Raw genomic sequence first — 22142 nt, 5'->3', positions numbered from 1 at the left:
AGCCGGTCTTGAAACAAACTCCAAAACAGCTCGCCGGCCTGCCCGGAACGCTGTGCCGCTGCTTTTCTCAAAGAGCGGCCAAATCCCCATTTCGAGCAGACGGAAAACGCACGTTCTCCACCCTCTCGCACCCTCAAGCACCATGTTCACCGAACCAGGATCTGTTACGAGCGGTTCGCAATAGACCCTATAACGGATCGGAAGAAGAAGGCAGCTCCTTGCTGTCCTGCGTCCTGTCGCGATGGATCACGGCGCGGCTGAGCAGCATGAGCGTTACCGGCGTTGTGACGATCACAAAGACGGCAATCAGCACTTCATGCAGAATCGGCTTCGATTGCAAGATGGAGAAAAATATGATCGACGCGATCAGGATTCCACCCGCCCCGAAGGAAGAACCGATCGTCGGGGCATGAATACGCTCGTAAAAGGTCCTGAACCGGACCAGCCCTATGCACCCGACGAGCGTCAGGAAGGCTCCTGCGACCAGAAAGAACGAAATGGCGATAGCGCACCATAGGGGAAGATCGGCGGCATGGATCATTCGATCACCTCCCCGCGCATCAGGAACTTGGACAGCGCCACTGTCGAGACGAAGCCGAGAAGGGCGATGATCAGGGCAACCTCGAAATAAATGACGCTGCCGGTGCGGATGCCGAAGGTCAGCAGGAGCAGAAGCGAATTGAGATAAAGCGCGTCGGCCGCGAGAACGCGGTCCTGCGCGCGCGGGCCAGCCAGCAGACGATAGACCGCACATGCCATTGCGGCGAGAAGCATGAGCTGGGCGGCAAGCAGGGACCAGAAGACAATGACTGCGCTCATGCGGATTTCTCCTCTTCCACCAGGTCTTGTGTCCCGAAAATCCTGATCAGCGGCTGCTCGTACCGGTGCTTGATCGTATCCCGCCATTCCTGCGCGTCTTCAAGATCGAGCACATGGATGGTGAGTTCCTGCTGGGCGGCATTATAGTCCACCCAGGCGGTGCCGGGCGTTGCGGTTACGATACAGGCCAGAACGGCAAGTGCGGTGCGATTTTGCAGGTCGAGCCGTATCACGACAAAGCCGGGGCGGCGCTTGCGCTTGCGGGACAGGATGATGCCCGTAACGGCGATATTGGATTGCAGGATGTCATAGCTCACCGCCCCGAAAAGCCAGAATATCGTCGGGATCGAACGAAAGTGGTTTTTCTGAGGCTGCAAGGCTGTCATGAACAGGCAGGCGGCGAGCGCTATGACGGCGCCGAGCAGAAACTGCGCCCGCGTAAAGCCGTTCAGAAGCAGCCAGAACACGATCAGTGCGACGAACAGAAGCGGATAAGGCATGATTTTCTTCATTTTGCCTCCTCCATTTGCACGCCTGCGCGCGGCGCGTTCAGCACGCTACCGATATAGGCTTGCGGATTGCGCAGGGAACGGGCGGTCTCATCCATGTAACGCATGGCCGGACCGGCTCCGATCGTCAGCGCCAGACAGATCAGCAGAAGCCCCGCGACAGGAACCGCTTCACGGACCAGAACCCGCGGCACATTGCCTTCGAGCGACGCCCAGAATGTGCGGATGCCGGTACGCGTCATTGCAATGAGCGCGGACAGGCCGGACAGAAGGATCAGCGTAACCAATACCCAGTTTGCCGGGCTGACCGGCATTGCGAGTTGGGGCGTCGCGCCCTCGCCATTGAACACCGCCGCGAGCAGGAGGAATTTGGCGATGAAGCCGGAAAATGGCGGCAGGCCGATAAGCAATATCGCGCAGATGCCGAAGAGGGTGCCAAGCACGGCAAGAGTGGCTGGCAGCACCGCTCCCACCTCGTCTTCCTCTTCTTCCTCCTCCTCGTCGCCATAAGCTTCCATCGTAACGGCGAGAACGTTGGCGGCTGCGTCCTGCCCGCGCTCGATGAGTTCGATGAGCAGGAAAAAGGCGGCAATGGTGAGTGTCGAACTGACCATGTAGAAAAGGGCGGCTCCGGTCATGGCGGCGTTGCCGCTGCCGATGGCGGCGAGAAGCGTGCCGGAAGAGACCAGAATGCTGTAGCTTGCCAGCCTCCCCATCGCCTGCGACGCGACAACCCCGATCAGCCCGAAGGCCAGCGTGACCATGCCGCCGAAATAGAGCCAGTCATTGCCGAACCCGTAGGACGTTCCAGCATCGATGCCGAACATCAGCGGCGACAGGCGCAGGAGCACATAGATACCGACCTTGCTCATGATGGCGAACACCGCCGCCACGGGCGCGGCCGCAGCCGTATAGGTCGGCGCGAGCCAGAAATTGAGGGGCCACATCCCGGCCTTTACGAGGAAGGCGACGCCGAGTACTGCCGCCCCCGCTTCGAGCAACATGCGGTCCTCGGGCGCGACTTGCGAAATCTTCCGGGCGAGATCCGCCATGTTGAGCGTGCCGGCGACGCCGTAGATCAGGCTCACGCCGATCAGGAACAGCGACGACGCGACCAGATTGACGGCAATATAGTGCATCCCGGCCCTGACACGCGCTGGCCCGGACCCGTGCAGGGCAAGCCCGTAGGATGCAGCCAGCATGACCTCGAAGAATACGAAGAGATTGAACAGGTCGCCCGTGAGGAAGGCGCCGTTCAAGCCCATCAGCAGGAGCTGGAAAATCGTATGGAAATGAGGGCTGGCCTTGTGCCAGTGCGCCAGTGCAAAACTGAGCGAGGCCATGCCGAGAAGGCTGGCCAGCACAAGCATCAGCGCGGCGAGACGATCCAGTACGAGCACGATCCCGAAAGGGGCCGGCCAGTTGCCGATCAAATAGACAAAAGCGTCCGGAGCCTTTTCGGTCGCCATGCCTGCAAGCGTGACGGCGATTGCGATGAGGCCAAGCGTCGAGATGGAATTGATCGCCATTTTGAGCCTGCGCTTGCGCTCATCGAACAGCAGCAGCACCGCTGCTGTCACGAGCGGCAGGACAATGGGAGCAACGATGAGGTGCGTTTTCCAGTCCATCACCGGTTCTCCTTGCCGTCCACATGGTCCGTACGCGTCAGCCCGCGTGAGGCGAGCAGCACGACAAGGAAAAGCGCAGTCATCGCAAATCCGATGACGATGGCGGTCAGAACGAGCGCTTGCGGCACAGGATCGGTATATTGCGCAGCCTGAATATCAACGCGGGAATCGAGCACCGGCGCTGCATTGGTGCGCAAACGCCCCATCGAGAAGATGAAGAGATTGACCGCATAGGAAATCAGGGACAGGCCGATCGCCACCTGAAATGTGCGCGGGCGCAGGACGAGCCATACGCCGGAGGCCATCAGCACGCCGATTGCAAGGGCGAGAACGAGTTCCATCAGTTCTCCTCCTTCGTTGCGGCGAGTTTCTCGACACGATGCTTGCGCAGCGACTGGTGCGCGAGAGCGATCAGCACGAGAACCGTTGCACCGACGACCAGTGTGAAGACGCCAAGATCGAACAACAATGCGCTTGCGGTCGGCATTTTTCCAATATGCGGTATCTCCGTATATTGGAAGAAGGTTGTCAGGAATGGATAGCCGAACAGCCAGGAACCAGCGCCCGTGGCGGCGGCGAAGAACAGGCCAAGCCCGATCCAGCGCAGCGGAAGGATACGCAGGCGATCCTCGACCGAACGCGCGCCAGAGGCCAGATATTGCAGCAGGAATGCGATTGCGAGCGCGATGCCCGCCGCGAAACCGCCGCCCGGCAGATCGTGCCCACGCAAGAACAGGTGAACGGCGAAAACGATGATGACGGGAAACAGCCACTGCATGATGACCGACGGCACAGCCAGATAGTCGGCCAAAGTTTCGCCTGCCTTGCGGTCGGGCGTTGCCTCGTCATAGGCATCCTGAATTTTCTGCTGCGCGGTCGAACCGGTGGTATCGGGCGCGGGGCGGAAACGACGCAGAAGCGCGAAGACCGTCAGGCCGACGACGCCAAGCACCGCAATTTCTCCCAATGTGTCGAAGGCGCGGAAATCGACCAGAATGACGTTGACGACATTCTTGCCGCCACCGCCCGAATAGGCGTTTTCCAGGAAATAATCGCCAATACTGCTGGGCGGCAACCGCGTCATGACGGCATAGGCGATGAAACCTGCCCCTGCCCCGCTGGCCACCGCCAGCAGCAGGTCGCGATAGCGACGGATACGCGGCCCGACCCGCACCGGCATCGGATCGGGATCTTCCCAGCGTTTGGGAAGCCAGCGCAGGCCGAGGAGCAACAGCACGGTGGTCACGATTTCGACCAGCAACTGCGTCACGGCAAGATCCGGCGCGGAGAGCCAGACGAAGGTGATGCAGGTGATCAGACCCGCGCCGCCGAGCAGGACAAGCGCTGCCAGCCGGTGAAATTTTGCCTGATAGGCTGCCCCTATCGCGCAGGCGCCGCCAAGCAGCCACAGACCGGCGAAAATCGGGTCCACCGGCTGGACACCAAGCGCTCCCGATTGCAAACCGGCGGCAAAAAGCGGCCATGCGGCTGCAATGACGGCGATGGCAACCACGATGCGAAGCTGCGGCTGAAGGCGACGGGTGCTGAGGAAGGCTTCGGCCTTGCGCGCCCAGTTCCACGACAGCGTGACCAGAACACGTTCGAAGATGCGCTGCCCTTGAAGATGCCGGAAAAGCGGCGGGCCATCCTCGCTCGTCATGAGATAGTTCTTCAGCGTCCAGTGCAGGAGAACGCCGCCGATCATGGCGACGATGCTCATCATCAAAGGCAGGTTGAGGCCATGCCAGACCGACAGGCTATATGCGGGCGTCGCGCTGCCAAGTACCGACAGCACCGCCGAATGCAGGAACGGGCCGATGGAAAGGCCCGGCACGATGCCGATCAGCAGGCAGAGCAGGACGAGAAGTTCGATCGGGCGGCGCATCCAGTGCGGCGGCTCATGCGGTTCTTGCGGCAGGTCGTGCGGCGACGGTCCGAAGAAGGTCGAATAGATGAAGCGCACCGAATAGGCGACTGTGAAGACGCTCGCGACGGTGGCCACATAGGGCGTGATCGTGTCGAGCCACGACGCCAAATGGGTTTCGACCGCCTCGGCAAAGAACATTTCCTTGGAAATGAAGCCGTTGAGCAAAGGCACGCCGGCCATCGCCGCGCTCGCCACCATGGCGAGCGTAGCCGTATAGGGCATGGGCCGCAGAAGGCCGCTCAATTTACGCATGTCGCGCGTACCGGTTTCATGATCGATGATGCCGGCCGCCATGAACAGCGACGCCTTGAAAATCGCATGGTTGACCATGTGGAAAATCGCGGCAACGGCTGCAAGCGGGCTACCGAGGCTGAGCAGCACGGTAATCAGACCGAGATTGCTGATGGTCGAATAGGCGAGCAGACCCTTGAGGTCCTGCTGGAAAACCGCAAAGAAGCTCGCGAGCAGAAGCGTGATCAGTCCCGCCGAACCGACGATCCAGAACCATTCTTCCGTGCCGCTCAGAACCGGCCACAGGCGGGCGAGCAGGAACACACCGGCCTTCACCATGGTGGCCGAATGCAGGTAAGCCGAGACGGGTGTGGGAGCCGCCATAGCGTTGGGCAGCCAGAAATGGAACGGAAACTGCGCGCTTTTCGTGAAGGCGCCAAGCAGAATCAGGACCAGTGCGACGCTGTAAAGCGGGTGCGTACGCACGACATTGCCCGCCGCCAGCACCTTGTCGAGATCGTAGCTGCCGACGATATGGCCGAGCAGCAGCACGCCTGCGAGCAGACAGAAACCGCCGATACCCGTCACGGTCAGCGCCATGCGCGCACCATCGCGGGCACTGGCATTATGGTGCCAGTAGCCGATCAGGAGGAACGAGAAGATGCTGGTAAGCTCCCAGAACACGGCGAGCAGTATGAGGTTCCCCGACAGGACGACGCCGAGCATCGCGCCCATGAAGGACTGGAGGAACGAGAAGAACCTGGGAACCGGGTCTTCGGGTGACATATAATAGCGCGCATAGATGACGACCAGCAATCCGATGCCCGTAATGAGCATGGCGAAAAGCCAGGCAAAGCCGTCCATGCGAAACGTGACATTGAGACCGTAGGCGGGGAGCCATTCTATTGTGCCACGCAGGACCTTGCCGTCGGATACGATGGGATAAAGGCTCGCAGTCACCACAAAGGCAACAAGTGCAATCGCCGCCGTGAACCAGGCGGAACCGCTACGATCCGCACCTCTGAAAAGTCCCGTTATGGCGCTGCCGAGAAATGGAAGAAGGACAAGCAGGAAAAGCATTCTGCCGTCCATCGTCATGCGCCACAGGCCTCCAAACCGAATTCAGATATTGAACCGAAGCAGGCATCGCTCAAGAAAACAGCTACAAAATCGCTCCGGCAAAGTCGTAAAGAGGAATCATATGTTCTGATGGCCTTATTATGACCGGTTGCGAAACATTATGGCAATGGCTTTCAATGGCTTATCGCTCGATTTTGAATCTTTTCACCGTCTTCCGATCCGGAAAATCTGTATTTTGGCGCCGGTCCCGAACCGTGATCGATATGGGCAAGTCATAATGCCGCGAAATTCTTTCAGATCGATGACGCTACACCTTTCGCCGATCGTTGACAGTGTGTTTCGCAATTATGGGCTGGCTTCGATGGCGTCGATGGCAATAAGTTCCGCCCGACTATTCGCCGGGCTGTTTTGAGAATCCCAAGCCGGACAGCCTGTAGGACCGCTGAAACACAGGAAAACGCAAATGAACAATTCTCTGCTGAATTCCATCAAGAAGCGCCGTACGCAGTATGCATTGGGCAAGACCCTCCCGCTCTCCCAGGACGATGTCGCCCAACTGATCCGCGAAGCGGTCAGGCATACGCCGTCTTCGTTCAACTCCCAAAGCTCCCGCGCCGTGACCCTGTTCGGCGCACAAAGCGACAAGCTGTGGAATATCGTGAAGGAAACGCTTCGTCCCATCGTTTCGGGTGATGCTTTCGCCCAGACCGAAGCCAAGATCGATAGCTTTGCCGCAGGCGCCGGCACGGTGCTGTTCTACGAAGACCAGAATGTCGTTAAAGGCCTGCAGGAAAATTTCCCGCTTTATGCCGACAATTTCCCGGTCTGGTCCGAACAGTCCGGCGGCATGGCGCAGCATTCCGTCTGGACTGCGCTTGCCAATGCAGGCATTGGCGCGAGCCTCCAGCATTACAACCCGCTGATCGATCAGGAAGTTGCTCAGATCTGGGATATTCCGTCGTCGTGGAAGCTTCGCGCACAGATGCCGTTCGGCTCGAACGAGCAGCCTTTCCCGGAAAAGGCTTTCATGGACGATGCCGATCGCTTCAAGGTCTTCTTCTGATCGTTTATCGCAGCGACATGAAATCGAGCCGGAGGAATTTCCTCCGGCTTTTCTTTTAGAGCATCATACAGTCAAGCGCGATGCCCGGCCTTCTTATTTTTCGTCATTGAATGAGAAAGGCGGTAATTGCTCCAGCGCTGACTTCAGCGCTTCCGACCAGCTTTCCGATACGGTTTGATAATATGGGTCGGTCGCTTCGAAACGCCTGTAGGCACCCAGCCTGAAACTGTCGTTTTCGTAAACCTGCATGTCCAGCGGCAGGCCCACGGAAAGATTGGCTTTCAGCGTGGAGTCGAACGAGACGAGAAGCAGTTTCACCGCTTCCTCGAAACTCATCTGCTCCTGATAGGCGCGCACAAGGATAGGTTTGCCGTATTTGTTTTCGCCAATCTGGAAGAACGGCGTATCCGCCGAGCTCTCGATAAAGTTACCCTCGGGGTAGATGTAGAAAAGACGCGGCTGTCCGCCCTTGATCTGTCCGCCGAGAATAAACGATGCACCGAAGGCATCGGCATTCTGCCCGCCGGTCGCGGAATTCTGGATTACTTCCTTGACGGTATCGCCGACGAGACGGGCCACCTGAAACATGGAAGGGGCATCGAAGACCGAGGGATGCCTGTCAGCCGGGGCCTTCATACGCTCTTCCAGAAGGCTTGCCACGGCCTGCGTCGTCGCGAGGTTTCCAGCCGACAGAAGCACGATTACCCGCTCGCCCGGATTGATCCAGCTTCGCATCTTCGAAAATGTGGAGATGTTGTCTAGCCCGGCATTCGTCCGTGTATCGGACATGAATACAAGGCCGCGATCGATTTTCATTCCAACGCAATAGGTCATCGGCAATATCCGGCAGGCAATCTGCGATCTGGCTGTCTTATAATGCGCATCAAGCGATGCACTTAAAAAGATCACTGCCCTACATTGATGTGAACCGCAAGGCTTTCTGCCGTGCTGCCAAGACGGACGCCGGAAATCGGTGCCGCATCGCGATAGTCGAGTCCCGTCGCAATCCGTACGTATCGGTCATTCGGACAGATATTGTTCGCGGCATCGAAACCGACCCAACCCAGGCCGTCGATATGAGCCTCCGCCCATGCATGGCTCGCGGTCTGGGCCTCGACGCCCTCCATCATCAGATATCCCGAGACATAACGGGCCGGAATGCCGATCGATCTCGCCGCCGCGAGGAATATATGCGTGTGATCCTGACAGACGCCCTTCCCGGCCTGAAGGGCGGCTTCGGCATCGGTGAACACACTGGTCGTTCCCGGCATATAGGCCACTGCCGTATGGACGGCATTCATCAAGCCGTGCATCCGGGCCAGCAGTTCCTCGTCTTTCGGCAGTTCATCCGCCAGTGCCTGGATACGCTCACCAGGCAGGGTCAAGGGCGTTTCGCGCTCAAAAAGCCAGAGCGGCGCATAGCCATAGACGGGGCCCAGTACCCCAACCCGGTCCTCCACCTCAACGCTGCCGCTGGCGGTTATGATGATTTCGTCAATGTTACGGGCGTGCTGGACGAGATCGGTCCTGTTACCAAAGCCGTCAATATAGGACACTTCCGGCGCGCCGCCTTCAATCTTGAGTTCCCAGTGCTTGACCACCTGCCCCGGCACGGTTGGCGGATGCAGCCGCAACCTTTGCACCGCATAAGGAACCGGATGCTCATAGCGATAATGCGAAACGTGCCGGATATTGAGCAGCAAGCGAAGACCTCAATAGAAATTATAGGTTTCGGCAATCTCATTGCCGAGCCTATTGTTGCGGACGATGAACTCGCTCAGAAATTCGTGCAGCCCGACATCGAAGATCGCGGATATGTCCTGATTTTGCAGGCTCGCATAAATTTTATCCCCTGTCTCGTGACAAGTCGCGCGATTATCGTAGTCTTTCGACAGATAGTCGAGATGTTCGGCGATGCTGCGATAGCAGTAATGAAGGGAACGCGGCATCCGGCCGTTCAGGATCAGGTATTCCGCCACTTGTGCCGGGCGGTAATCGCCATCGTAGACCCAGCGATAGGAGCGGTGCGCGGACACCGATCGCAAGATCGACTCCCATTGATAATTGTCGAGTGTCGTCCCGACATAGGAGATCGCAGGCAGCAGGACATAATATTTCACATCGAGAATGCGGGCAGTATTGTCCGCCCGTTCGATGAAGGTGCCGAGGCACGCAAAATCAAATATCTCATTGCGCAGCATGGTGCCATGAAACGAGCCGCGAATAAGCGCGGTCTCGCGCTTGATCTGGTCGAGAAGTTGCGGAAGATCGGGCTCCCTCAACGGTTTGCACAGCGATTTCTTGAGGCTCATCCACGCTTCGTTGACGCTTTCCCATGCCTCGCGCGTCAGCGCCGTGCGCACCATCCGCGCATTGGAACGCGCGGTTTCGAAACATGCCATCACGCTCGACGGATTATCCGTGTCACGCAGCAGAAAATCCGCGACATTGGCAGCGTTGTAGTTGTCATATTTGGCGGAAAATCCGTGATTGGCGCCCGCCGAAACCGCCACCGAAGACCATTCCTCCGGCGCATCCGAGGTTTTCGTCAGTGCCATGCGAAGACCCGCATCAACGAGACGCGCCATGTTTTCGGCTCGCTCTATGTAGCGAAACATCCAGTAAAGTCCGTTTGCCGTACGGCCAAGAAGCATAAATCATTCCCCTTTTTCGCGCTCCGGTCTTGCCGCCGTTTGGTCGCGTTCGATGCAATTCAATATTGGATCATGCCATTCAATCATCCAGAACCCATGTGTCCTTGGTGCCTCCGCCCTGGCTCGAATTCACGACGAGCGAACCCTCCTTCAGCGCCACGCGGGTGAGCCCGCCCGGCGTGATGCGGATACGGTCCGACACAAGAACGAAAGGCCGCAGGTCGACATGGCGCGGCGCAAGCCCGCTGCTGGTGAATATGGGCGTCGTCGAAAGGGCGAGCGTTGGCTGTGCAATATAATTGCGTGGGCGCACTTTCAGTTTTTCAGCAAAAGCGTCGCGCTCGGCCTTGGTTGCCGCCGGACCGACCAGCATTCCGTAACCGCCCGAACCGTGCACTTCCTTGACGACGAGATCGGCAAGATTGTCCAGCACATAAGCGAGACTGTCCGGTTCGGAGCAGCGCCAGGTCGGCACGTTCTCCAGAATGGCCTTGCGCCCCGTATAGAACTCGACGATTTCCGGCATATAGGAATAGATTGCCTTGTCGTCGGCGATGCCGGTTCCGGGCGCATTGGCGATAGTGATATTTCCTGCCCGGTAGACATCCATGATACCGGCAACGCCCAGCGTGGAATCCGGCCTGAAGGTGAGAGGATCGAGAAACGCATCGTCCACGCGTCGATAAAGCACGTCGATGGCGCGGTATCCCTGCGTGGTCCGCATCGCGACGCGGCCGTCAACGACACGCAGATCGCTTCCCTCGACCAGTTCGACGCCCATCTGGTCAGCGAGGAATGCGTGTTCGAAATAGGCCGAATTGTAAATGCCGGGCGTCAGCACAGCGACTGTCGGCACGCCTTGCGTGCCGGGAGGAGCGACGCTGGCAAGCGACTGGCGCAGCAATTGCGGATAGTTCTCGACCGGACGAACCTTGACGTTCTGAAACAGTTCGGGAAAGAGCTGCATCATCGTTTCGCGGTTTTCCAGCATGTAGGAAACGCCGGACGGCGTACGGGCATTGTCTTCCAGCACATAGAACTGGTTCTCGGCAGTTCGTACGATATCGACGCCGATAATATGCGTATAGACATTGCCCGGCGGCCTGAAACCGATCATTTCCGGCAGAAAGGCTTCGTTGCCCGTGATCAGCTCCTTGGGAATACGTCCTGCCCGGATGATTTCCTGCCGATGATAGATATCGTCAAGGAAAGCGTTGAGTGCCATCACGCGCTGTTCGATGCCTTGCGACAAGCGCCGCCATTCCTGCCCGGAAATGATGCGCGGAATGATGTCGAACGGAATAAGACGTTCGCCCGCTTCCTGATCGCCATAAACCGCAAACGTGATGCCCGTCTTGCGGAACACGCTTTCAGCGTCATCGCATTTTTGCAGAAGTTTGTGCGGGTCCTGCCGGTCGAGCCACTGCTTGAGAAATTCGTAAGGCTGGCGGACACTCCCGCCATGATTGAGCATCTCGTCGAATGGCTTCACTTAATTCCCCTTCTTTTTTCCCTAATATTCAGCCCGGACTTAGGGAAATGCAAGCATGGAAATCATGCAAAGGTGCAAAGCAGGGTTGCGCAATTCTATCGCGACAGAAGACGCCAAAAGGTTCAGTCTATATGATCCGGAATTAATGCTGGAACTCAGCCCGGTCGGTGAGCCTTGACGATTGCGGGATCGGTATCGATGCGCCCTGCCCCGATCAGGTCGAGACAATAGGGCACCGCCGGAAAGATCGCCTGCAATGTCATGGCGATGGAAGCCGGTTTTCCGGGCAAATTGAGGATGAAGCTTCTGCCGCGACTTCCGGCTGTCTGGCGCGACAGGATGGCCGTCGGCGTCTGTTCGAGGCTCACACGACGCATCAGTTCACCGAAACCCGGCAGTTCCTTATGCAGGACAGCCTGCATGGCTTCCGGTGTTTCATCGCGTGGGCTCGGTCCCGTCCCGCCGGTGGTGAGAATGAGATCGCAGGCTTCGCTCTCGCAAAGGTCGATAAGGGTGTCGCGCACGGATTCCATGCCGTCCGGAATGACACGCCGGATTGTTTCATAAGGTGTGACGACAGCGTTTTTTACCCATGCCTCCATGGCCGGGCCGCTCAGATCTTCATACTCGCCGCGGCTTGCGCGGTCGGAAACTGTCACGAAACCGATCTTTACCATCACATCCTCTCCGCAAATCATTGGCGACCTTATAGGCGCTTGCCGGTTTGATGTGAAGGTTTGCATATTGCAAATGAAAACGCCGCCCCGGAGGCGGCGTTTTCATCATAGCGGATGAGGATTACGGCGTAACGTCGAAGCCGAACCATTTTTCCGACAGGCGCTTGATCGTGCCGTCAGCCTTGGCAGCGTCAATGGCTTCATCGAACATCTTCTTCAGTCCGGTATCGTCCTTGCGCAGGCCGACGCCGACGCCGCGTCCGAGAATGCCGCCCTTGAAGAAAGGACCCGTCATGACGATGTCTTCGTTGCCCGGCTTCTTGGCCGCATCCTTGAGATAGGCGAGCGAAGCCACGACAAGATCGACACGGCCCGACTTCAGGTCGAGGTCGTGCTGTTCGGTGGTCTTGTATTCGCGGATGTCGATACCGTCCTTGAAATATTTGTCGAGAAGCGTCAGACCGAGCGACGCTGTCTGAACGCCGACCGTGCGGCCCTTGATTTCAGCCGAAACCTCATCGATCGCCTTTTGGGCTGCGGCTTCTTCCTTTGCGAGATACAGCGTTTCGCCGGTATGCGGCAACTTGGCATAAGGGCTGTCCTTGAGCGTCGCGAAAGTCTGCGGTGTCAGGCCGTAGGAGACAGAGAAGCTGATGGTTTCCTCGCGCTTCGGCGTAGCCGTGAGACCTGCCATGATTGCATCGAACTTACCGGCATTGAGTGCCGGAATGATGCTGTCGAACGGCTGGGCGACCATTGTGCACTCGACTTTCATGCGGGCGCAAAGATCCTTGTAGAGATCGACTTCATAGCCATCCAGAGACCCATCGGGTTTCGTGAAGTTATAGGGACGGAAAGCGCCCTCGGTAGCGATGGTGATGTTGGTCCACTTCTTTTCCTCGGCATGGGCCGACACGCTCGTGAGAGCAAGAGCGGAGATGAACACGGCTTTGAAAAGTCCGACGGTCTTCATTGTATTTATCCTGTTACGATTATTCTGTCCGGCTCTCGCCGGAACTCTGTATTCCTGGTGGTCAGGCGGCGTTTTCGTGGCTGATGAACTTGCGAAAACGCTCGGATTTCGAATTGTGGAACACCTCTTCCGGCGGTCCGTCCTCTTCCACCAGCCCCTGATGAAAGAACACCACGCGGTTGGAAACATCGCGCGCAAAGCCCATTTCGTGCGTTACGACGAGCATGGTCCGGCCTTCCTCGGCAAGGCCGCGCATGACGCGCAGCACTTCACCGACCAGTTCAGGATCGAGCGCAGAGGTCGGTTCGTCGAAGAGCATGACCTTCGGCTTCATGGCAAGGGCGCGGGCGATCGCCGCGCGCTGCTGCTGGCCGCCGGAAAGATGAGCCGGGTAGAAATCCCGTTTGTCGGCAATGCCGACCTTTGCCAGCAGCGCTTCCGCTTCGGCAACGCATTCGGCGCGCGAGCGACCCTGCACATAGATCGGTGCTTCAATGATATTTTCCAGAATGGTCTTGTGGGACCACAGGTTGAAGCTCTGGAACACCATGCCCAGTTCCGAGCGAATGCGCGAGACCTGCTTCTTGTCCGTCGGATAGGCTTCGCCCTTCGAGTTCTTCGCCATGCGGATGGGTTCGCCCGAAACCGTGACCGTGCCTGACGAGGGCGTCTCCAGGAGGTTGATGCAGCGCAGGAAAGTCGATTTACCGGACCCGGAAGACCCGAGGATCGATATGACTTCACCCTCGCGCGCTTCGAGCGAAATGCCCTTCAGCACTTCGTTTGCGCCGAAACTCTTGCGCAGGTTTTCCACTTTCAGCGCGACCGGTGCGTTGGGAGAAACGTTTTTGCTCACGATGTTTGTCCTTCGGAGGAAAGCTTGACGACCGGCTGGCGCAGATACGGCGTCAGCCGATATTCCGCGAACATCAGCACGCGCGTCAGAACAAAGTTTACGGCAAGATAAATCGCGCCTGCGATCACGAAGATTTCGATGGCCCGATAGCTTTCGGCGATCAGCTTCGCCGCGATGCCGGTCACTTCCATGAGCGTGATGATGGAGGCAAGCGAAGTTGCCTTGATCATCGAGATCATCTCATTGCCGTAGCCCGGAAGGGCCTGGCGGATGGCAAGCGGCATCACGACGCGGTGGAAGCAGGTGAAGGCGGACATGCCGCAGGCCTTGGCGGCTTCTATCTGGCCAAGCGGCACCGACAGGAGGCCGCCGCGGATGATTTCACCTGCATAGGCCGCGTTGTTCAGGGTGAGCGCGATGATCGCGCACCAATAGGGTTCGCGCAAAACAGGCCACAGGAACGAATAGCGGATCGCAGGAAACTGGCTCAGGCCGTAATAGATGATGAATATCTGTACCAGAAGCGGCGTTCCGCGAAACACGAAGATGTAAAGTCGTGCAATCCAGTCGAGCACCTTGACGCCCGAAAGACGCATCATGGCGACAAGCAGTGCTAGGAAGGCGCCCAGCACGATGGAACTTGCCGCAAGCTTCAATGTCAGCGGCACGCCGCCGAGCATCTGGAAAAATGCATCGGAATAGAATTCGAGGTTCATTTTGCTCTCCTGACGCCACGCGAGAAGTGGCGTTCGGCCACTTGCAGCAAGCCGCCGGAAACCGACGAGATCAACAGGTAAAGCGCGCCCGCGATGAGGAAGAAATTGAATGGCAGGCCGGTGGAGCCCGCGCCGATCTGTGCCTGACGCAGAAGTTCGACCACGCCCGCCACCGAAACAAGGGCAGACTCCTTGAGTGACACCTGCCAGACATTGCCGAGGCCGGGTAACGCATGGCGCAGGGCGAGCGGCGCAATGATGCGGCGAAATTTGAGTGTCCTACCCATGCCGCAGGCGGTAGCGGCTTCGATCTCACCCTTCGCAACGGCCCTGAATGCGCCACGGAACACTTCAGTGTGGTGTGCGCCGCAGGAGATGCCGATTGCCAGCACACCGGCGAGGAAACCCGGAAAGCCGATAAAGCCTTCCGCGCCGAGATATTTGCCGATGGCGGTAACGGCTGCGCTGCCGCCGAAATAGAACAGATAGATTACAAGGAGATCGGGAACACCGCGAATGATCGTGGTGTAGCCGTCCGCGACTGCGCGCAGTGTGCGTCCGCCGGAGATTTTGGCCCAGGCGGCGAAAACGCCGATGGTTGCACCGAGAAGAAAGCCCAGCACGGCAAGCGCGACGCTGACCAGTGCGCCCATCATCAGCACATAGCCCCAGCCGTCCGGCCCGAAGCTGAGAATATCGAGAAAGCCTATCTGCTTCATGATGCAACGGGCCCTGCGAAAAATGGGGAAATGGAGGTCATTTCAATTTTCAAAGTCTGTCTGGCCTGCCGGATCATTTTAGAGTTTTAGGCAAGGCGGGTTGAACGCTGTCGGGAATGGGATTGACGAAAACGGTTCCGTCGAGCCGTTTTTCATGATCGCGCCTGGCTTCTTCTATCCGCTTCGGGTCGCGTAACAATTCGATGGCCGTGCTGCCCATTATCTTGGCGGCATGTGCCATTCCCTTGTGTGCCGCAGGCAGCTTGCCTTGCGCCACCATCTGCCACGAGTGCAGTGGAGTACCGATTGCGCAGGTTGCACCGCGCATCTGCACCGTCGGAACGACCCAGCTGACGCTGCCGACATCGGTGGAACCGACAAGCGTGTTGTCGCCCTTGTAGGGCGTGTAAATATCCTCGCAAAGCGCAAGGTCGGACTTCGGTTCGACACCGAAACGGCGGAAGGCGTCCGAAATATCTTCTCTGGACAGGGTTTTCTGGAAGCGGCTTGCAGTCACGCGATCCTGTTCGTCGAATTGCGGTGGCCCCAGGCGCTCCAGTTGCGACTGCATGATCTGTTCGAGCGGCGTATTGCCGATCAGATTGGCGTCACCGCTGATGATTTCACTGCGCACCGTCGTTTCGGTCATCAGTGCGGCACCATCGGCGATCTTCCTGACCCGTTCCAGAAGAGACTGCATTTCCGGCAGGTTGCGCGCGCGGATGAGATAGCGCACGGTTGCCCTGGCCTGAACCACGTTGGGAGCAACGCCGCCCGTATCCGTCACCGCATAATGAATGCGCGCGGTGGAGGGCATATGCTCTCGCATGTAGTTGACGCCCACATTCATCAGTTCGACAGCATCGAGAGCGCTGCGCCCGAGATGGGGCGCAGCCGCGGCATGGGCGGCACGACCGCTGAAATGGAAATTGACCTCGTTGCAGGCAAGAGAAACCGGGTCGTTCACACCGGCAAATGGCGCCGGGTGCCAGCAAAAGGCGATGTCTACATCATCGAACAGCCCTTCCCTGACCATGAAGCCCTTGGCGGACCCGCCCTCTTCCGCCGGGCAACCGTAATAGCGTACGCGCCCCTTGATACCGTGGGTCGCGAGGTAATCCTTCACGGCGGCGGCAGCAAGAAGAGACCCCGCGCCGAGCAGATTGTGTCCGCAGCCATGGCCGTGACCGCCGGCTTCGGCAGGCTGTTCCTGATCAAATCCCGAAACCTGGCTCAGCCCCGGCAGGGCATCGAACTCTCCGAGAATGGCAATGACTGGACCGTCTTCGCCAGCCTCACCCATAACGGCGGTCGGCAGGCCGGCGACGCCCCGCTCGACCCGAAATCCTTCCGCTTCAAGCATTGCAGCATGGGCAGCGCTCGACTTGTACTCTTCGTAATTGGTTTCCGGATTGTCCCAGACCGTGTCGCTCAGTTCAAAATATGCCGCGCTTTTGGCGTCGACGATGTCCCAGATATCGTGATGGTTTTTCAACTTGACTCCATCGCTCATTCGCCTTCACCAATCGCAATGGTGGCAGGACTGTGCGGATATACGACAAGGCGCTGAAATATCCGCATGACTATAGTTTTGATGATGCTGATAGAACCAGGACCATGCTCTCGCAAGGCCAGATCAGGGACTTGACGCGAAATTGCATATTTTCAGACAGTTTTCTTGGCCCGAACAGCTACTTCGATGAAGCTCGTCGTTCAAAGCAGCGTGCGCGCGCCTTCGATCTGTTACTGGTTATTGTTGGAGCAGGTTTGTTTCCGTCAGACGGGTGCTTTCATACAAGCCAGAAAAGATCATCGAAATCGAAGTCATATTCTTCCGGTTTGTCTGTATTCTGCCGTTGCAACGGAAGCGCGAGCTTCGCACCGCGCGTTCCCCTGACGCAACTTGAGGTTATGGACATTCATATTTCAGATTGCTCAAACGGTAATTTTTTGCATGGAAAGAATAATATACATTAACAACTTTACAATAATCCATCTTGCAGTATAAATGAAAAATAAATTCAGCCTGCCAGGCTAATGACCTATACGTTAGCCAACTGCGGAATGTTTGGAATGCCGTTTTCTAGGGACTACTACTTCGGGCGTTTTAGACCCGCTGAGTTGAAAAAGCTGCAAGTGGCTTATGCAAAGTCATGCGAAGCGATGGCACGCTGCCCTATAACCTCTCCTCATAAAGACGCAATGGCCCGCGAAATCATCCAGATTTATGAGTGCGGCGTTAACGACGCCGACAAAATTGCCGAACTCATGTTGCAAATAGAAGCGGTCAAGCCCCGTACAGTAAACGATGAACTTCTTTTCCAGAAAACGGCGTTCAAGACCAAGACCGCGTGAATGGCAGAATGAATCGGTCGCGGACGGCATATTGGCAAGCAAGGTCCGATACCAAGCTCAGTTTTGGTAAACCTGTTTGAGATCATACGCCCTATATCGCTGCTAGCGATAATCTTCCGCTATGCGGCCGACAAGAACTCGAAAACATCAATAAAATCAAAGACTATGGCGGAGGGGGTGGGATTCGAACCCACGGTACGATCTCTCGCACGCCGGTTTTCAAGACCGGTGCCTTAAACCGCTCGGCCACCCCTCCGCATATGCCAAGGATGGCAAAGCAGATTTGTCGCCTGTTTATAGGCATCGAACAACAGCGTCAATCTGCCACTTGCTGCGATTTTGAAGTTTCGTTCCACGCGACAAGAAACCAGTTCTGCATATTCCCATCGCCTTGGAACGCGAGTGCCCGCCAACAGCGGCTATGCCTTCAACCTGTTTGTTGTTTCGGTCAAGTCATGCAATCTGGTAAAGCCCGAGCAAGACACTATCCTCCAAGAAAGATAGGCTTGTTCTTGTGATCGTTGCAGCATAAGTTGAGCACATTAATCAGAATAAAAAGGGGGGAACCATGAGTCTGGACTCCGTGAAGGCCTTTTTCGCAGCCAAGGCACCGGAAATCGAAGTTATCGAATTGCCGACCAGTACAGCGACCGTTGTGCTCGCAGCCGAAGCGCACGGCGTGGAACCGGGGCAGATCGCCAAAACACTTTCCTTCTCGGCAAAAGACCAAACCATACTCATCGTCACCCGCGGCGATGCGCGTATCGATAATCGCAAGTTCAAAGACCAGTTCGGTACCAAGCCGCGTATGCTCGATGCAGGGACTGTTCTTGCGGAAACCGGCCATCCGGTCGGTGGCGTGTGTCCGTTTGGTTTGCCGAGCGCCCTGCCCGTCTTCTGTGATGTGTCGTTGAAGGCCTTCGTGGAAGTCGTGCCTGCGGCAGGGGCGACCAACAGCGCCGTGCGTATCGATCCACATAAAATGGCCGAACTGGTAAGTGCAGAGTGGATAGACGTTTGCCAATAATTTCAATCGGTTCTCCAGAGAACCGCGATGAATTCAGTGTCTCTATGATTTTTATCCTTTAAAGGTGAGAAAAGACTTCATATATTTTAAGAATGATTCTAAAGTGGGTTACGAAGCAGATAACCGCTTTAGCGCATGGTCCGGTCGAGCCTTGAACCGTTCTGGACTGTAGTTGCGACAAGACCAGAATTTGGAGCAATTCCGAAACAGGGATGGGCCGGTATCGGTCGGGAATTGCGAACTCAAGGATTGGAGTCCTCTTGGCCTCGATGTCGAGGTAACAAGGGCTTCAGGACGTGCTGAAAGGAACAGTCATGCGTCTTACCCGCCAGACGAATTATGCCGTTCGTATGCTCATGTATTGTGCTGCCAATGACGGCAAGTTGAGCCGCGTGCCGGAAATCGCGCGTGCCTATAATGTTTCGGAACTGTTTCTGTTCAAGATCCTGCAACCGCTTGTCGAAAACGGGCTTGTTGAAACTGTGCGCGGTCGTAATGGTGGGGTGCGCCTCGGTCGCGCGGCCACGGAGATTTCGCTTTTCGACGTGGTACGCGTCACCGAAGAAAATTTCGCGATGGCGGAATGCTTCGAAAACGATGCCACCGAGTGCCCGCTTGTCGATAGCTGCGCTTTGAATTCCGCGTTGCGGGAAGCACTCAATGCATTCTTCGGCGTATTGATGAAATATAGCATTGCCGACCTCGTCAAGGCGCGGCCGAATGTGCGGCACCTGCTTGGCCTTGATGAAATGGAAGAGCAGCGCGTGGCAAGCTGACAGGCTTGTTAAAGCATGTCTCCCGAAAGTGGGAACCGGTTTCAGGATAAAGACATACGTCGAAACAAAAACTTAAAGCGTGTCGCCCGAGTATGATTGAATGCGACACGCTTTAGTGTTTGAACGAAAGGCCCGTCGTGAGATGGGCCTCTTATATTGCACGGCCGAACCATCTGCCACGATGGTGCGGCTTTGTTTGTTTTTTGGGGTGATGGAAAGCGTCCTGGTGCAAATCCCGATCAGTTCAGCGGGATTGCATTATCGTCCTTGCTTGCCTGATAAGTTCCGGACAGCGTGTCGTATTTCGCGAAAACCCCTTCCAGTCTCTTGCCCAGGCGCAAACGATCCGCTTCCGGTAGAGAAGCCACCATTTTCGTTATCGAATGGCTATGCCAAAAGGCATTGTCCCGATTATATCCGCCCGGCTCCAGCGTGAAGACTTCCTTGAGAATCTTCAAATCATGCGGGATGGAGAAAGCGTCGCGGGAATCCTCGTGGCTGAACAGATAATAGAAATTGTCGAATCCGCTCCACGTAATAGCCGAAAGACACATCGAGCATGGTTCGTGAGTGGACAGGAAGACCATATCCTTCGTGTCCGGCCGCTCATTCTCCGGCATCTCGTAGAAGCGTTTCAACGTATGCACTTCACCGTGCCAGAGCGGATTTTCCGTCTCGTTGTTGGTTTCGGCCAGAACGAGCGAAAGATCGGACTTGCGCAGGAGAGCCGCGCCGAAAACCTTGTTGCCCTCGGCAACACCCCGTTCCGTCAGCGGAATGATATCGTATTCAATGACGTCGATCAGTTTTTCGAGCAGCTTCAGATCGTCTGGTTGCACAGGTGCAGTCCTCCCGAATTTCGCAGTGGAACACCGGGCCGTTCAGCCCGGCGTATTTTCATCACTCCGCAAAGAATGCGAAGCGAATGACGAAGAGCGCGGCCACCAGCCAGGTCGCAAGATGTACGTCGCGAGCCTTGCCCGTGAAGCCCTTGAGCACGACATAGCTGATGAAGCCGAAGGCCAGGCCATTCGCGATGGAATAGGTGAACGGAATAGCCAATGCCGTCAGGGCGGCGGGTGCGGCTTCCGTGACGTCCTGCCATTCGATTTCGGTCAGTTCACGCATCATCAGGCAAGCGACATAGATCAGGGCCGGAGCCGTTGCATAGGCGGGAACCGAACCGGCGAGCGGTGAAATGAACAGGGCTGCAAGGAATAGAAGCGCAACGACCAGTGCCGTCAGACCCGTGCGTCCGCCAGCCTGAACGCCGGAAGCGCTTTCCACATAAGCCGTCGTGGAAGAGGTTCCGAGAAGCGAGCCGCCGAGAATCGCGCTGCTGTCGGCGAAAAGCGCTCGACCGAGACGATTGGGCTTGCCCGGCTCGATCAGGCCGCCGCGCTTTGCAACACCAATCAGTGTTCCCGTCGCATCAAAAACCTCAACAAGCACAAAAACGAGAATGACATGCAGAATTCCTGTGTGCAGCGCGCCCATGACGTCGAGTTGCAGGAAAGTCGGCGCAAGGCTCGGCGGGGCCGAGAAGACACCACCGAACTGGCTGATGCCGAGCGCAATCGAGGCTACGGTGACAATAAGGATACCGATAAGGATGGCGCCGCGAACCTTAAGTGCATCCAGCACGGCAATGATGAAGAAACCTGCGATAGCCAGCAACGGACCGGACTTCGTCAGATCGCCCAGACCAACCAGCGTGGCCTCATTGCCGACCACGATACCGGCGCTCTTCAGGCCGATCAGGGCCAGGAACATGCCAATACCCGCTGCGATCGCACTTCGCAGCGAATGTGGAATGCCTTCCACCAGCCAGCGGCGTATGCCGGTAACCGTCAAAATGAGGAAGATGATCCCCGAAATGAAAACCGCACCGAGCGCCTGCTGCCAGGTAAAGCCCATGGCGCCGACGACGGTAAAGGCGAAGAAGGCGTTCAAACCCATGCCGGGCGCCATACCGATCGGCCAGTTCGCAACCAGCGCCATGATGATCGAGCCGAGAGCCGCAGCCAGACAGGTCGCCACAAACACGGCATTTCGATCCATCCCGGTGGTAGACAGGATATCCGGGTTAACGAAGATGATATAAGACATGGTCAGGAAGGTCGTCACGCCGGCGATAATTTCAGTCCTCGCCGTGGTGCCATGTTCCTGTAGTTTAAACAGCTTATCGAGCATCGTCCCTCCAAGGCAAAGCGCCCGTCAATTGGCGCTCCATCTCATGTGAACCTCGGCGCGCAATTTTCTGCGCCCCGTTACCACCGATCTGGAGCAACCTCTGCGATTGCCATAATGTTAATCGTCGCTGCCCTTAGGCAGTCGGACGTGTTCCCCATACACCCATCGCGCGCAAAAGCACAGTTCGGCCGCGTGAGTGCCAGTTTATCGACATGATTCAGTGTGGACTGTCTTTTCGCTCTGCGCCAGCTACCTACTGGCAGGGAAATGTTTGAAACAGATTCAAAAAAAGGCAGAAGCGGCGATCGGAAGATTTCTTATCCGGCGGAACCGTTACCGGTACGCTCGACGCACATCGCGCCTGTTGAACAATTATTTGTATGAAGGGGAAAAAATGAATGCTGGCAATACATAAAACAAAAGCGCCGGGACTGGAGACCGACGCTT

General features: G+C 57.0%; 22 protein-coding genes and 1 tRNA gene. 4 read left to right on the top strand and 19 right to left on the bottom strand.

The window, feature by feature from the left end:
* Positions 1 to 187: 187 nt before the first annotated feature.
* The 6 genes from mnhG to FHS76_RS03720 are packed head-to-tail and all read right to left on the bottom strand — an operon-like array spanning position 188 to position 6212.
* Positions 188 to 541 (bottom strand): monovalent cation/H(+) antiporter subunit G, encoded by a 354-nt coding sequence (mnhG, locus tag FHS76_RS03745; protein WP_183648270.1) that lies wholly within the window; start codon positions 539 to 541, stop codon positions 188 to 190.
* On the bottom strand, positions 538 to 819 hold the full coding sequence (locus tag FHS76_RS03740) for a K+/H+ antiporter subunit F (RefSeq protein ID WP_183648267.1): 282 nt from the start codon (positions 817 to 819) through the stop codon (positions 538 to 540). Before FHS76_RS03740 ends, mnhG begins: the two co-directional genes overlap by 4 nt.
* Positions 816 to 1331 (bottom strand): Na+/H+ antiporter subunit E, encoded by a 516-nt coding sequence (locus FHS76_RS03735; RefSeq protein ID WP_183648264.1) that lies wholly within the window; start codon positions 1329 to 1331, stop codon positions 816 to 818. The genes FHS76_RS03740 and FHS76_RS03735 overlap by 4 nt, the downstream gene beginning before the upstream one ends.
* Complete coding sequence (locus tag FHS76_RS03730) at positions 1328 to 2956, bottom strand: monovalent cation/H+ antiporter subunit D (protein WP_183648261.1); 1629 nt, start codon at positions 2954 to 2956, stop codon at positions 1328 to 1330. The genes FHS76_RS03735 and FHS76_RS03730 overlap by 4 nt, the downstream gene beginning before the upstream one ends.
* A complete protein-coding gene (locus FHS76_RS03725) occupies positions 2956 to 3297 on the bottom strand; it encodes a Na+/H+ antiporter subunit C (protein ID WP_183648258.1) in 342 nt (113 codons plus the stop codon). The genes FHS76_RS03730 and FHS76_RS03725 overlap by 1 nt, the downstream gene beginning before the upstream one ends.
* A complete protein-coding gene (locus FHS76_RS03720; protein ID WP_183648255.1) occupies positions 3297 to 6212 on the bottom strand; it encodes a monovalent cation/H+ antiporter subunit A in 2916 nt (971 codons plus the stop codon). The genes FHS76_RS03725 and FHS76_RS03720 overlap by 1 nt, the downstream gene beginning before the upstream one ends.
* A gap of 445 nt (positions 6213 to 6657) precedes the next feature.
* Here FHS76_RS03720 and FHS76_RS03715 point away from each other — a divergent pair, with 445 nt between their 5' ends.
* The gene (locus FHS76_RS03715) at positions 6658 to 7257 is read left to right on the top strand and encodes a nitroreductase family protein (RefSeq protein WP_183648252.1); all 600 of its coding nucleotides are present in this window, start codon (positions 6658 to 6660) and stop codon (positions 7255 to 7257) included.
* A gap of 93 nt (positions 7258 to 7350) precedes the next feature.
* Here the strand turns inward: FHS76_RS03715 and FHS76_RS03710 are convergent, their stop codons facing one another.
* The 10 genes from FHS76_RS03710 to FHS76_RS03665 form a co-directional block, all read right to left on the bottom strand.
* Positions 7351 to 8091, bottom strand: coding sequence for a proteasome-type protease (locus FHS76_RS03710; protein WP_183648249.1), 741 nt, complete (start codon positions 8089 to 8091; stop codon positions 7351 to 7353).
* A 71-nt stretch (positions 8092 to 8162) separates the two neighbouring features.
* Complete coding sequence (locus FHS76_RS03705) at positions 8163 to 8960, bottom strand: transglutaminase family protein (RefSeq protein ID WP_183648246.1); 798 nt, start codon at positions 8958 to 8960, stop codon at positions 8163 to 8165.
* A 9-nt stretch (positions 8961 to 8969) separates the two neighbouring features.
* Positions 8970 to 9911, bottom strand: coding sequence for an alpha-E domain-containing protein (locus tag FHS76_RS03700; protein ID WP_183648243.1), 942 nt, complete (start codon positions 9909 to 9911; stop codon positions 8970 to 8972).
* 79 nt (positions 9912 to 9990) lie between these two features.
* Positions 9991 to 11403 (bottom strand): circularly permuted type 2 ATP-grasp protein, encoded by a 1413-nt coding sequence (locus FHS76_RS03695; protein ID WP_183648240.1) that lies wholly within the window; start codon positions 11401 to 11403, stop codon positions 9991 to 9993.
* Positions 11404 to 11558: 155 nt separating this feature from the next.
* Positions 11559 to 12080: a molybdopterin adenylyltransferase gene (gene mog / locus FHS76_RS03690; RefSeq protein ID WP_183648238.1), complete on the bottom strand. Its 522-nt coding sequence runs from the start codon at positions 12078 to 12080 to the stop codon at positions 11559 to 11561.
* 121 nt (positions 12081 to 12201) lie between these two features.
* Positions 12202 to 13053, bottom strand: a complete 852-nt coding sequence (locus tag FHS76_RS03685; protein WP_183648235.1) for a transporter substrate-binding domain-containing protein — start codon at positions 13051 to 13053, stop codon at positions 12202 to 12204.
* Between the two features lie 61 nt (positions 13054 to 13114).
* Positions 13115 to 13909, bottom strand: a complete 795-nt coding sequence (locus tag FHS76_RS03680) for an ABC transporter ATP-binding protein (RefSeq protein ID WP_183648232.1) — start codon at positions 13907 to 13909, stop codon at positions 13115 to 13117.
* The gene (locus tag FHS76_RS03675) at positions 13906 to 14625 is read right to left on the bottom strand and encodes an ABC transporter permease (RefSeq protein WP_183648229.1); all 720 of its coding nucleotides are present in this window, start codon (positions 14623 to 14625) and stop codon (positions 13906 to 13908) included. Before FHS76_RS03675 ends, FHS76_RS03680 begins: the two co-directional genes overlap by 4 nt.
* The gene (locus FHS76_RS03670) at positions 14622 to 15344 is read right to left on the bottom strand and encodes an ABC transporter permease (protein ID WP_183648226.1); all 723 of its coding nucleotides are present in this window, start codon (positions 15342 to 15344) and stop codon (positions 14622 to 14624) included. Before FHS76_RS03670 ends, FHS76_RS03675 begins: the two co-directional genes overlap by 4 nt.
* A 73-nt stretch (positions 15345 to 15417) precedes the next feature.
* Positions 15418 to 16857 (bottom strand): M20 family metallopeptidase, encoded by a 1440-nt coding sequence (locus FHS76_RS03665; protein WP_183648223.1) that lies wholly within the window; start codon positions 16855 to 16857, stop codon positions 15418 to 15420.
* 560 nt (positions 16858 to 17417) lie between these two features.
* Between FHS76_RS03665 and FHS76_RS03660 the strand changes: the two genes are divergently transcribed.
* Positions 17418 to 17699 (top strand): hypothetical protein, encoded by a 282-nt coding sequence (locus FHS76_RS03660; RefSeq protein ID WP_183648449.1) that lies wholly within the window; start codon positions 17418 to 17420, stop codon positions 17697 to 17699.
* A 166-nt stretch (positions 17700 to 17865) separates the two neighbouring features.
* On the opposite strand, the gene FHS76_RS03655 is transcribed toward FHS76_RS03660, so the two are convergent.
* A tRNA-Ser gene (locus FHS76_RS03655) sits at positions 17866 to 17955 on the bottom strand.
* Positions 17956 to 18267: 312 nt separating this feature from the next.
* Here FHS76_RS03655 and FHS76_RS03650 point away from each other — a divergent pair.
* Positions 18268 to 18726: a YbaK/EbsC family protein gene (locus FHS76_RS03650; RefSeq protein WP_183648220.1), complete on the top strand. Its 459-nt coding sequence runs from the start codon at positions 18268 to 18270 to the stop codon at positions 18724 to 18726.
* Positions 18727 to 19040: 314 nt separating this feature from the next.
* Positions 19041 to 19502 carry an iron-responsive transcriptional regulator RirA gene (rirA, locus tag FHS76_RS03645; protein ID WP_183648217.1) on the top strand — a complete coding sequence of 154 codons (462 nt, stop codon included), beginning with the start codon at positions 19041 to 19043 and terminating at the stop codon, positions 19500 to 19502.
* Positions 19503 to 19741: 239 nt separating this feature from the next.
* Here the strand turns inward: rirA and FHS76_RS03640 are convergent, their stop codons facing one another.
* Positions 19742 to 20341 (bottom strand): nucleoside deaminase, encoded by a 600-nt coding sequence (locus FHS76_RS03640; protein ID WP_183648215.1) that lies wholly within the window; start codon positions 20339 to 20341, stop codon positions 19742 to 19744.
* A gap of 61 nt (positions 20342 to 20402) precedes the next feature.
* On the bottom strand, positions 20403 to 21695 hold the full coding sequence (locus FHS76_RS03635; protein ID WP_183648212.1) for an NCS2 family permease: 1293 nt from the start codon (positions 21693 to 21695) through the stop codon (positions 20403 to 20405).
* Positions 21696 to 22142 lie beyond the last annotated feature (447 nt).

Source organism: Brucella daejeonensis, assembly GCF_014199265.1.
Classification (GTDB): domain Bacteria; phylum Pseudomonadota; class Alphaproteobacteria; order Rhizobiales; family Rhizobiaceae; genus Brucella; species Brucella daejeonensis.
Note: the sequence above shows the minus strand (reverse complement) of the source record. Positions and strands in the feature narration are given on the sequence as shown.